The 11,686-nt window shown below is 40.5% G+C and carries 9 protein-coding genes; all 9 read right to left on the minus strand.

The window, feature by feature from the left end; genetic code table 11:
* Positions 1-41 precede the first annotated feature (41 nt).
* The 9 genes from I8748_RS18110 to I8748_RS18145 all read right to left on the minus strand — a co-directional run bounded on the left by I8748_RS18110 (position 42) and on the right by I8748_RS18145 (position 11,507).
* Positions 42-1,583 carry an ABC transporter ATP-binding protein gene (locus tag I8748_RS18110; RefSeq protein WP_198125964.1) on the minus strand — a complete coding sequence of 514 codons (1,542 nt, stop codon included), beginning with the start codon at positions 1,581-1,583 and terminating at the stop codon, positions 42-44.
* A 115-nt stretch (positions 1,584-1,698) separates the two neighbouring features.
* The gene (locus I8748_RS18115) at positions 1,699-2,841 is read right to left on the minus strand and encodes a BMP family ABC transporter substrate-binding protein (protein ID WP_198125965.1); all 1,143 of its coding nucleotides are present in this window, start codon (positions 2,839-2,841) and stop codon (positions 1,699-1,701) included.
* Positions 2,842-3,274: 433 nt separating this feature from the next.
* Positions 3,275-3,559 carry a hypothetical protein gene (locus I8748_RS34650; protein WP_214662643.1) on the minus strand — a complete coding sequence of 95 codons (285 nt, stop codon included), beginning with the start codon at positions 3,557-3,559 and terminating at the stop codon, positions 3,275-3,277.
* Between the two features lie 896 nt (positions 3,560-4,455).
* On the minus strand, positions 4,456-5,571 hold the full coding sequence (locus I8748_RS18120; protein ID WP_198125966.1) for a sensor histidine kinase: 1,116 nt from the start codon (positions 5,569-5,571) through the stop codon (positions 4,456-4,458).
* 2 nt (positions 5,572-5,573) lie between these two features.
* Entirely contained in the window at positions 5,574-6,284 is a 711-nt protein-coding gene (locus I8748_RS18125; RefSeq protein WP_198125967.1) for a response regulator transcription factor, read from the minus strand.
* A 155-nt stretch (positions 6,285-6,439) separates the two neighbouring features.
* Positions 6,440-7,150 carry a LabA-like NYN domain-containing protein gene (locus I8748_RS18130; protein ID WP_198125968.1) on the minus strand — a complete coding sequence of 237 codons (711 nt, stop codon included), beginning with the start codon at positions 7,148-7,150 and terminating at the stop codon, positions 6,440-6,442.
* A 910-nt stretch (positions 7,151-8,060) separates the two neighbouring features.
* Entirely contained in the window at positions 8,061-8,987 is a 927-nt protein-coding gene (gene murQ, locus I8748_RS18135) for an N-acetylmuramic acid 6-phosphate etherase (protein ID WP_198125969.1), read from the minus strand.
* A 287-nt stretch (positions 8,988-9,274) separates the two neighbouring features.
* Positions 9,275-9,685, minus strand: coding sequence for a DUF3110 domain-containing protein (locus tag I8748_RS18140; protein WP_198125970.1), 411 nt, complete (start codon positions 9,683-9,685; stop codon positions 9,275-9,277).
* 733 nt (positions 9,686-10,418) lie between these two features.
* Positions 10,419-11,507 (minus strand): aromatic ring-hydroxylating dioxygenase subunit alpha, encoded by a 1,089-nt coding sequence (locus I8748_RS18145; protein WP_198125971.1) that lies wholly within the window; start codon positions 11,505-11,507, stop codon positions 10,419-10,421.
* Positions 11,508-11,686 lie beyond the last annotated feature (179 nt).

Consider the following 11,686-nt stretch of genomic DNA (forward strand, 5'->3'; position numbering starts at 1 on the left):
CCGCTCCCCCGCTCCCCCACTCCCCTGCTTCCTAACTCCAGTCATTCCAAACCCGCCATCCAACGCCCAATTTCATCGCGGCTAGTTTGTGTAACTGGTTTGAAGGCAGAAAGTTGTCCTTTATAGATTGCGCCAATGCGATCGCACAATGCAAACAATTCATCTAAATCTTCGGAAATCATTAGCACCGCTGCACCATGATCCCGTATCTCGATTAATGCTTGATGAATACTAGCAGTGGCGCTAACATCCACACCCCAAGTAGGATGTGCTGCAATCAATACTGCGGGATTTTGGGATATTTCCCGCCCCATAATAAACTTTTGTAAGTTACCACCTGATAAACTCGCCGCAGGCATATCTATCACTGCGGGACTCACATTGAAAGCATCACAAATTCTTTGAGTCCAAGCTTTTAACTTCCGAAAACGAATCCTACCACGACTTACCAATCCTTGACTGTGGGCTGTCAACAAGGCATTTTCCAGCAAACTGAAGTTTGAGACTACACCCTTTTGTAGCCGTTCTTCTGGCACATATGCCAATCCCAAGCGGCGACGTTTCGCAACACCACAATCACCGATGGGCATCTCACCTAGTAAAATCATTTCCGGCTGGGGACACAAAATTTCACCACTCAAAGCAGCTAAAAGTTCTGTTTGTCCGTTCCCAGCAACTCCAGCAATGCCTACAATTTCACCTATGTGAACTTGCAAATCAATGTGTTGCAACATCATCCCGTAGGGATTTTGGCTTTTCAAACACAAATTGTTAACTTGCAAGCAAACTGGCCCTAATGGTTTTTCTTTTTGTTGTTTACCAGAGATTAAAGTTTGATAAAACTCTTCCCCGCCCCCTTGTTCAGAACCAATCATCAACTTTGCTAAACTTGCTGGTGTTTCCTGTTGGGGGTTACACTGGGCGACAACCTGGCCTTGGCGTAGTATTGTGGCATTACTGCATAGAAATTGCACTTCTGGTAACTTATGACTGCTAAATAAAATACTGCAACCATCAGAGGCAATTTGCTGTAAAGTCGCAAAGAGTTTTTCTGTTTCTTGGGGAGTCAAAACTGCCGTTGGTTCATCTAAAATCAGCAACTTTGTTTTGTGGTAGAGACAGCGAAGAATTTCCAGACGCTGTTTTTCTCCAACTGAGAGTGTATGGACGGGGCGATCGCACTCTATATTTAAACCGTATGCTTCAGATAAAGTGCGAATTTTTTGACTAAGCCTTAATAAATTCCATTTTTCCTTTGGGGAAAGTGTCAGGGCAATATTTTCTGTTGCTGTTAAAGTATCAAATAAACTAAAGTGCTGGAACACCATTCCAATGCCTAGATTTCTTGCTTGGGATGGACTATGAAGATTAATCTGCTTCCCTTCCCAAAAAATTTCTCCAGCATCAGGACGTACTAATCCATATATAATTTTCATTAAAGTACTCTTGCCTGCCCCATTTTCTCCCAATAAGGCATGAATCTCACCTGGTAGAATCGTCAAATTTACCTGTTGATTCGCCAAACAACCAGGATACGATTTACTAATATTCCTAACCTGCAACCGAGAAACTAATTGATTCATCACACAGTTTTTTTTAAGTGCTGAGTGCTGAGTAGAGACGATTCGGCGAATCGTCTCTACTGCTGAGTGCTGAGTGAAAAACTAGCATTAGTCATCAGTTATTAGTGATCAATGCTTAAGATTTCTCTTTGGGAATTGACCCTTCAACCCCCTCAACATACCAATCCATTGCCAGTTGATCTTTATCATTTAATACTTTGCCCTTTGGCACTCGCACCACACCCTTCTGGTCTTTCACCGGGCCATCAAAAGGATGGGCGATACCTTTAATCAATTCCTCGCGCTTGGCGTTCACTAATTGCTGTACATCAGCCGGAATTGCTTGATTCATGGGTGAAAGATCCACCATTCCTTGGCCAATACCATCCCAAACCTCTTGCGATTTCCATGTGCCATTAATCACAGCTAAGGCTTGATCTGTATAAAATTTACCCCACTTATTAATCGCTGATGTCAGGTGCGCTTTGGCACCAAACTTACTCATATCAGTGTTGTAGCCAAAAGCATAAATACCTTTTTCCTCAGCCAGTTGTACAGCAGCAGCAGAGTCAGTATGCTGGGTCAGCACATCTGCACCCAAATTTACTAAAGCTTGTGCTGCTTCCCTTTCTTTAGCTGGATCGTACCAACTTTGTACCCAAAGCACTCTCACTTTAGCTTGTGGATTTGTTGCCCGCAGTCCTTGGGTGAATGCACAGATGCCACGAATTACTTCGGGGATTGGGTATGCGCCAATAAAACCAATGACATTGGATTTTGTCATTTTGCCAGCAATCATGCCGGTGAGGTATCGCGTTTCTTCAAACCGTCCTAGATAAGTGCCGACATTAGCAGCACGCTTATATCCTGTACAGTGTTCAAAGAAAATATTAGGAAAATCCTTGGCAACTTTAATAGTCGGGTTCATATAGCCAAAGGAAGTTGTGAAAATTAACTTATTGCCATCTAAGGCTAGTTGGCGAATGACCCTTTCGGCGTCAGCACCTTCGTTGACACTTTCCACAAATGTAGTCTTGACTTTATCCTGAAGATTGGACTCCATTTCTCTGCGACCTAAATCATGAGAATAAGTCCATCCAAAATCCCCCACAGGCCCTACATAAACAAATCCTACCTTTAGAGGTTCGTTAACTACGACAGGTGACGCTGAGGGCGGTACTTCCTTTTGTGAGTTAGAATTTCCACCCCGAATACAGCTAGCTAAGACCAAACCTGACCCCGCTAAAGTAGCATACCTTAGAAACTTACGGCGCTCCATATTAATTGATTTTGTGTACTCTCTCAACAAGAGTTTTCTGTTTACTGGTAGTAGCAGAGACTTCTCAAATCAGCAATTATCTGATTTTAACTTTTTGCTTTTGCCACCATACGTAGTTAAAAAGTTCAGGTAACGTAGTACAATAATGGTTATTATTATACAAAATTTTTGTGAAATCTCAAAAACTAAGTATTTTTTAATACAAAATTTTGATCTGCTTAATTATTAAGCATAGTGTGATAAAAAAACTTGATTATTTAGTAATTTTTAATACAAGTTATTTAGAAACAAAGTAATACTAGTTGCCCATTAAAGCAAACTTCAACAGTTATCAGTTAACGGTTAAGGGTTAATGAAGCTCTGAAGACCCTATACTTAGCTTGCTTTGAGCTAGGATTATACCATTAGCTATGCAATTTCGATATGTTTAAGCTTAATACACATAACTCAGGTAATATGAAATACTAAAAGCAAATATAGCTAAAATAACAGGAATAATATTACTCAACTCTAATTTGCGTTTTTGAAATATTTCTAACAAAGACATTACAATAGTTAAAGGCCAAAAGATTGTTGTAATCAAAAACATCACAAAAGATAAAAATTTTTCTTCTGGAGAAGAACTAGGATGTCGCAGAGAAAATCTGAGCCAGTTGCTGAAAAAATAGCACGACATCAATAGATAACTAATAACTAAAGTTAGTTGTATTTGATTCATTGTCAACACTCCTTAAGCTAAGCTGTTCCACATTTCAGTTGCATATAGTAGGGTGAGATACCTACATCACAAGAATTCAATGAAATTAAATCATGCAAACTAAATGTGTTTTAACTTATTTGACGATTCATCAACAATAACCTGTATCAAGCTATTACGCAATTTGTTTGAGCAAATTTACATACTCAGTGGCTCAGCAATGGAAGGATGAAAACTTTTTCCTCTCGGTTATCGCGAATGCCGTTTTTTACTTGATTGTGAAGATATTCCTATTTAATAACTTTGAGGCTACCCTGGTATTTTCTCAATAATATAAATATTATGCAAAGTCAGAACACACATAAATCGGTACTTGCACTGAATTTTAAACAAAAATAAACAAGCTGTGAATTATACCGTTAAATATAACTAGCCTGCTATTTGTTATGTCTAATTAAAGACGGGTTTGATTGCTAGAATCTAAGCCAACATTAGAACATGAGAGAATTTACCACTCGTACCATAAAAATATCAAGATACATGAAACAGTTGTAATTACAGCGCTTAGTCTTGGGAATCATTTTGAGGAAACAGGTAAGCGATCGCAGCCCAACCTGATGCAGTGAGTAAGCTAACCAAAAATGTAGCCAGAATAAAAGTAGTCATATGAAGGCTAGGTATTGGGAATTGGGAATTGGGAATTGGGAATTGGTGAGCCAGCGCGGTCTTGGGGGTTTCCCCCATGAGCGACTGGCGAACCCGAAGGGGAATTGGGAATTGGGAATTGGGCTTTCTTTTTTATCTCTTTCCCAGTCCCCAGTAACCCTTTACCCCAGTCCCCAGTCCCTAATATCTTTCAACCTAGCAATTGGATATGACACAGGTGCAACCGACTTGTGACGATTGTTTGTATCTATTCAAACTAAAGGTAGGAAAAAACGGAATTTACTACCAACTCCCAGTTCACTTTCTACCTGAATTTGACCGCCTTGTAATTCAACTAAACGGCGGGATATTGTTAAACCAATACCTGTTCCTCCAGAATGGCGATCGCGTGATTGATCAGCTCGCCAAAAACGCTCAAACACATTCGGCAAATCTTTTGAGGCAATTCCAATACCTGTATCCGCAACTTCCAACCAGAGTTTAGATCCTTCAGTCCAAGCACGGAGAGTAATTGCTCCTTTGCTTGTGTATCGTACTGCATTTCCCAGCAAGTTGACTAGTACCTGTTCTGTACGGTCAATATCTGCCAGTACCAGCGGCAATTGTGATGGAAATTCTGAACGTAAAACCGGGCCATCTTCCAAAAGCTGGTCAGAAAATTTCTCTACTAATGACTCCAATAAAGGATACAAATTCATCGGCTGTATATTAATTGGCAAATAACCAGCTTCTGCCTTGGAAAGTTCTTGTAAATCGTTGACTAAACGTTCTAAACGCTTAGTTTCTTTTGTTAATCGCTGATAAATCTCAGCAGAAGGTTCGATTTCTCCCTCAGCCAGTTCCTCTAAGTAACCGCGCACAACTGTTAGCGGTGTCCGCAGTTCATGAGTCATGTCTCCAATCAATTCGCGTCGTCGCGCTTCCACTCCTTCTAAACTCGCTGCCATGCGATTAAAACTAGCACCCAAGCGATTGAGTTCTGGAATGTCAGACAGCGGTAAACGCGCTGACAACTGACCTGCGGCAAACTTTTGTGTAATTTGTTCCATTTCTGTTAACCGCTGCATGATGCGTTTGGATACCCAATAACTCAAACCTCCCGCAGCGCTGGTACCGACTATGACTGACCAAAGCGTACTGCGTCGCCAAGCAGTTTCAAAACCTTCAACCAGTTCAGTACGGACACCAATTAATTTCCACCCTCTGCTTTCTAAACTTTCCAAGTGCAGTACAAAAAAGCGGGGAGAAGAAACTTTACTCATGATCACAAGACTAATCACGCCTACTATCATCACCACTAGGTGGGAGAAAAATAGACGCGATGCCAAAGGCAAGGACTTTGTCCAACGCCAACTCATCTTGGTCATCCTCACATCACGGGGGAGTCTTCAAATTTATAACCGACCCCAACAACAGTTTTAATAAAAGTAGGATTAGCAGGGTCAGGCTCAATTTTTTTGCGTAATCGAGCTACATGAGTATCTACTACCCGCTCATCACCAAAAAAATTATCACCCCAAAGTTTATCAATTAGCTGGCTGCGGTTCCAAACTCGACCAGGATGGCTGACAAAAGTACTTAACAAGTTAAATTCTAGGGTAGTTAAGTCCAAAGTTTCTGGTTCTTGAGAATCCATCTGACGACTGGCAGTGTATTGATCTAAATCCACTATAAAGTGTTGGGTACGATTGAGTTGATGTTGTCCTCCTTGACGGAGGCTACGCCGCAATAGCGCCCGCACTCTAGCAACCAACTCTCTAGGGCTGAAGGGTTTAACCATGTAGTCATCAGCACCAGTAGATAAGCCAATGACGCGATCGATTTCCTCGCCTTTAGCAGTCAGCATTAAAATATAAGGGTCTTTTACACCAGGTTTCTGACGAATTCTCGCACAAACTTCCAGTCCATCTAATCCAGGAATCATTAAATCTAAGATAATTAAATCTGGTGGTTGATCCTGAAACATATGCAAAGCGTTGACACCATCACGGCTAATGCGACAGGAAAATCCTTCTTTTTCTAAAGTACGTTGGATTAATTGAGCAATTTCTGATTCATCCTCAACAATTAAAATATCCATCTTGATCAGGATTAAGTAAAATACGCAGAGTTAAGTATAAGCCAAGAGTTAGGAGTTAGGAGTTAAGAGTTAGGAGTAATTATTTTTGTCTCCCTCATCTCCCTCATCTCCCTCATCTCCCTCATTCCCCCTACTATGTAACATTCAATGGAGAGTTACAGATTGGAATTAGACAGCGTTCGATAATTGTAGCCTGGGTAAGAATCCTTTTGAATGTGATGCTTGATGCTATCGATGTCAAGGAAGTAATCAGCAACATCAATCAGGCTGTCGCTGGTCATCGTCCGTAGACTCACCACTTCAACCCTAGCTCCTTTGCTAGTAACAGCATCAACAGCATAAGCTAAATCTCCATCCCCACTGACTAAAACCGCAGTATCGTAGTGGGGAGCTAGAGTGATCATATCAACGGCAATCTCTACATTCAAATTGGGTTTTTTGGAATTATCTGTCAGTTGAACTTCTTTGGTAACTACACGATAACCATTCCGACGCATCCAAAATAGAAAACCTTGTTGCTTTTCATTGGCGCGTGGACGTGTGGCAGTTTGTCGTGAAATATCAACTGTTGTGTAGAAGAAAGCACGCAACAGCCTGGAGTCAGCAGTTAAACGACAAAGCAATTTCAGATAGTCGATTTCAATGCCAAGTTGCAAAGCTGCATGAAACAAGTTTACACCATCAATAAAAATAGCTACTCGACCACGGTTTGAGCCATCGATTATGGAACTGTCAGCCATTGGCTCTTTTTTGTTGGTATCTTCACATTTGATACCATTTTTTAACAGGATTTTTCCTGATAAATGCGTTTCTTGTTCAAGGCGTTTATATGCATTTTTTGCCTTGCTGCCAGTAGTGATAGTCATTGACTCCTCTAGATTTTAAATAGGGAAAGGCTTGTAGGTGAATTGGCAATGATTCATCAAAAAACCGACATAGAATCCAATTGATTACCAAGCCTTAAGAACTTTAAGTATGCTGATGTTTTAGCTTTGTAATCAGCTAAAATATCTCAATTGCACAATCACTGATTACAGTTTTTGGCTGTTAATAGTTACAAATTAACAGTCAACAGTCAACATGATTAAATATGCAACTTTTATGTTGAACGGCTTAAATGGTATTTAGTCATACCATTTATTTTTGAAGATGCGCTTATAGGACTTACGCAAAACAACACGCTATGCAGGATAATTCATGAATTACCCCTACATTAATCAAGCGCAACCTACATACAATTGGTATAACTAGGTGTAAATACACTCAAATCGTGTTAATTGTGCAGATTCCAAAGATTAACGCCGTAGAGCTTTTAGCTTTTGTCAGAGTCGGTTTTACGAGATATTCCCTTTGCCTACAGAGATGCTACTTTTTATCTATCTCTACTCCACGTTAACTTGCTACAGAATGCCAGCACTAGGTACAGGCAGCTGCTTGTGAAGGTAGAGTTAGATTGAGCCTTCGGCATTTATTTGTATTGTACATCTATATGGGATAAAGCTCAATTCATGCTTGATTGATATATGCATATCCTGATATTTTTTGCTAAAATTGACTAATATATTAGTAATAATAAAAAACAATTTATTAATGATTTTTTAATGTAAAAAAATGTGATAAGAATTAGGGTGTAGAATATAGGGGATAAAGCAAAAATTGTATTTTTGTACACCCTGCCCCGCAGCCAACTGGGTACAAAGCAAACACTAATTTATTGTCCCTACACCCTACACCTAACCCTCCACAGCCTTCTTGTTAACTAGTAATTAGCGATGGTCAGGGTTGATTGCTGTTTTTGTAGCTTTCAACAGCTTCTCGGAGATTACCTTGATGTTCTGACAGCAGTCGATCGCCTGCATCTTTTTCCAAACCAGTCCAGTGCATCAACAGCGCTAGCTTGACCCACTTACCGCTACGTTCTAGTATGAAACCAGCGGCTTCACGACTTAAGCCTGTGAGGTCTTGTAAAATTCGCAAAGCGCGATCGCGCAATTTTTGATTTGTTACTGCTACATCCACCATACGATTGCCATAAACTTTGCCTAGTTTGACCATCACCCCGGTAGACAGGATATTTAAAGTTAACTTCGTTGCTGTACCAGCTTTCAAGCGAGTTGAACCAGCTAGCACTTCTGGCCCAGTCAACAGCCGGATATCAATATCAGCCTCAAATTGAACTTGTGTCGCAGGAACACAGGCGATAAATATAGTCATGGCTCCCCTTTGTCGAGCGGCATTCAGCGCACCGTGAACAAAAGGTGTAGTACCGCCAGCAGTAATGCCCACTACTACATCTAGTTGTGTAACATGTCTAGTAGCGATCGCTGTTTCTCCGTCTTCAGCACGGTCTTCTAAATCTTCTGAACTGCGTACCAGTGCGCCAGCACCACCAGCAATAATTCCCTGTACTAATTCTGGTGGCGTGCAAAAAGTAGGTGGACATTCCGCTGCATCTAACACCCCTAATCTGCCACTTGTGCCAGCACCAATATAAAACAAGCGTCCCCCTTGGCGCAAACGCTCGGCAGTTCGGTCAATGGCTTGAGCCAACTGAATTTTAGCGGCAGCTACCGCTTCAACTGCCTTCGAGTCTTCGCTATTGAAAAGTTCTACAAATTCTAAAGAGCTGAGCTGGTCTAAGTTCAGACTGTTAGGATTTACTTGTTCGGTCAAAAGATGCCCGCGTTCCTGCAAATTTGTCATTTGTCCTTTATCCTCTGTCAATTGTCAGTTGTCAGTTGTCAGTTGTCAGTTACTTAATCAGTAATGACCCTTCGGGTGACCCTCCTACGTCGAAGATCGCTCTTGAGATCGTCAGTTGCTCATGGGAGAAACCACGCCAGATGATCCACTTGGTGAGGCAGTCGCAGTCTTGGCGGCTTCCGCCGATTGCGTTAGCGACGCAGGAGCGTCACTGCCAAACCCGAAGGGGGAAACCCCAAGACCGTACTCCACTGACTAATGACCACTGACTAATGACCAATGACTAACTACAATAACCCTTCTAGCTGACGACGAATTCTATCTAGTTCAGAATCAGACAATTCTGATTCTTGTGGCGCTTCCTGAAAGCCGGAGGTGTCCTCAATAGTATCCTCATTTTGGCTATCGGCTTGCCAGTCGGTTTCTTCCACGTTTAGTTCTGGGGGAATGATTAAATCGCTGTTTTCTGGAACAATTTCCCATTCATAACCAGCACTTTCGCAAAATTCCTTGATTTCTTCAGCATCCAGTGCTTCTACTGTCGGTGTGGGAAAATCTTGAGCTTCCAGCATTAAAGCATAGCGCAGAGCGTCGTCTTCTGACTCAAACATCAAAATTTTATTGCGATCGCCTACCCGAATCGTGTGAATTCCCTCATTTTCAGTGTGGGCATTAAAAATCAATACAAAAACACGCATAAGTTTAATAAACACGCAAAAGCAATAATATAAGCCTACTATTCCTGATTTTCTAATATTTTTTTACCATTTCTACTTTTTTCGTACTTTAGTACTGCTTTTTTGCCTGGTTTACTCGTCTAGTAATTTTATAGTTGCTAATAAAAATACATACACAGTAACATTTCACTTTTATCATCTCTGTTTCTGTGATGAAAAGTTTTTCAAAAAATAGTTTTAGGAAATCATACTCTTTATAATACAAGCGTTCCAGCCATTTTAACCCATAAGCAACATATTCAAGACTAACGTAGCTAGCTTATTTGTTGAGGTCGGGAATAAAGGAGCCACGAAGCTCGCTATCTTGAAGGAACTGCCGAAAAACTTTGCCAACAGCCTTTGCAACTGGCGTCATTAGAGATTTTTGACTGCCTGATACAGGGCATCAGGCTCCGCAGCTATTTTGAGGATAGAAGACTAGCACTGGTAACAGTGATGTACCAAACGGTTATTTGCAGCATGAAAATTAGGGTTCCCTGGTTTAAAAGGTTAAAAAAACACAGATAGCAAAATAATCAGTGTTACTTTATACTATTTTCGATTTGCCTAGTGGTTATACTCATTTTTAGGTTCTACCTGGGAATTACGAAGTGGCTTTGCCACTTCTTTTTATTCACTAAAATATAAAGAAATAATTAAGAAAAACTAAAAAGGTCAAGTTGACTAGCTTTTTAGTTTTTTAATTATTCAAGATTTAATCATTAGACAGGGCATCTCGCCATTTATCGCGATTTTCGGTAAATTCTATATCTCGCGATCGCGCCAGTTTCCAAGTCTTCCACATTAAGGGTTTTTGTTTCTCCAGATGACTAATAAACTGCATAATTGACTGATCTGCCTTAATTGGGGTTTTCAGATCAAACTTAATCGTCTGAAAAATCCTGATGTCAGCCTTGATAAAGTGGTTACCGACAATCTTAGTTAGCCACAGTACAATTCGATTGTATAACCAACCAAGAATTCCCTTGCGTTTCTTAATCATCGCCAGAGTCTGCACTTTTGCTTTTCCCTCTTCCAGGAGGCGCATAGCGAACATAACGTGGATATGAAATAAGTCAAAACCAAGTGTCACCATGCCAATACTGCCGTACCAATAGCAAATACTGTAGGTTACAGGATTTTTGTAGAAGGGACGGATAAGTTTGATTAAAAAAGAATCTTGGTCACTATATGTAGTGTTAATGAAAGTAATAGCATTTTCATTCAGTTCCTGTTTTTCAAAAATGATTTCTGATAGCAGTTTGTGAACTGTATTAAAGTGTTGAGCGTCAATGGCATTAATCCCTACCACATTAGGGTGACAATTCATCACGAAACGGGGCCCGAACGCTACATCACAGTCCTTGTGTTCTAATTCTGGGACAAATGGTAGAGGTTGCTGAGGAAATTCACCAGTCCAAACCCAAATCATTCCGTACTTCTCAGCACTGGGCCAAGTTTTTAACTTGATGGGAAGTGGCTCATCTAAACATGGAATATCAACACAGATACCTTTAGCATCAAATTTCCAGTGATGGAACAAACAGCGTAGTTCATTACCCTCAACATTACCTTCAGCAAGGTGAGCGCCCATATGTGGACAGTAGGCGTCACAGATAACTACTCTTTTGTCTTGACCACGGTAAACTACTAATTCCCTACCCAAAATAGTCACAGATTTTACTTCACATAAACCCAGATTTTTAGAGGGTATTACCCAATACCATCCTTCAATAAAACGTTCTGGGTTATTAAAATTTTTAGGTTTACGCGTTGAACTAGCATTCTGTGAGTTAACATTCATTTTTAGAAATTCGCTTAAATTGAAGCGGTTGATATAGAATTAGCATTAAGGCTGAAGAAAAACAGTTATTTTCAGTACTGTAATAGCTAGATAGACGATGAAATCTTAAAATTTAGCCTTCAAAATTTTGAATAACCCATGACATAATAGCCGCATATTTTTTGAGGCAATAGATATTT

Source organism: Amazonocrinis nigriterrae CENA67 (genome assembly GCF_016056305.1).
GTDB classification, from domain to species: Bacteria; Cyanobacteriota; Cyanobacteriia; order Cyanobacteriales; family Nostocaceae; genus Amazonocrinis; species Amazonocrinis nigriterrae.

What these genes read in the sequence shown, in the direction of transcription:
- I8748_RS18110 (WP_198125964.1), bottom strand. Translation starts at nt 1,583, where the DNA reads ATGAATCAATTAGTTTCTCGGTTGCAGGTTAGGAATATTAGTAAATCG.
- I8748_RS18115 (WP_198125965.1), bottom strand. Translation starts at nt 2,841, where the DNA reads ATGGAGCGCCGTAAGTTTCTAAGGTATGCTACTTTAGCGGGGTCAGGT.
- I8748_RS34650 (WP_214662643.1), bottom strand. Translation starts at nt 3,559, where the DNA reads ATGAATCAAATACAACTAACTTTAGTTATTAGTTATCTATTGATGTCG.
- I8748_RS18120 (WP_198125966.1), bottom strand. Translation starts at nt 5,571, where the DNA reads ATGACCAAGATGAGTTGGCGTTGGACAAAGTCCTTGCCTTTGGCATCG.
- I8748_RS18125 (WP_198125967.1), bottom strand. Translation starts at nt 6,284, where the DNA reads ATGGATATTTTAATTGTTGAGGATGAATCAGAAATTGCTCAATTAATC.
- I8748_RS18130 (WP_198125968.1), bottom strand. Translation starts at nt 7,150, where the DNA reads ATGACTATCACTACTGGCAGCAAGGCAAAAAATGCATATAAACGCCTT.
- murQ (WP_198125969.1), bottom strand. Translation starts at nt 8,987, where the DNA reads ATGACAAATTTGCAGGAACGCGGGCATCTTTTGACCGAACAAGTAAAT.
- I8748_RS18140 (WP_198125970.1), bottom strand. Translation starts at nt 9,685, where the DNA reads ATGCGTGTTTTTGTATTGATTTTTAATGCCCACACTGAAAATGAGGGA.
- I8748_RS18145 (WP_198125971.1), bottom strand. Translation starts at nt 11,507, where the DNA reads ATGAATGTTAACTCACAGAATGCTAGTTCAACGCGTAAACCTAAAAAT.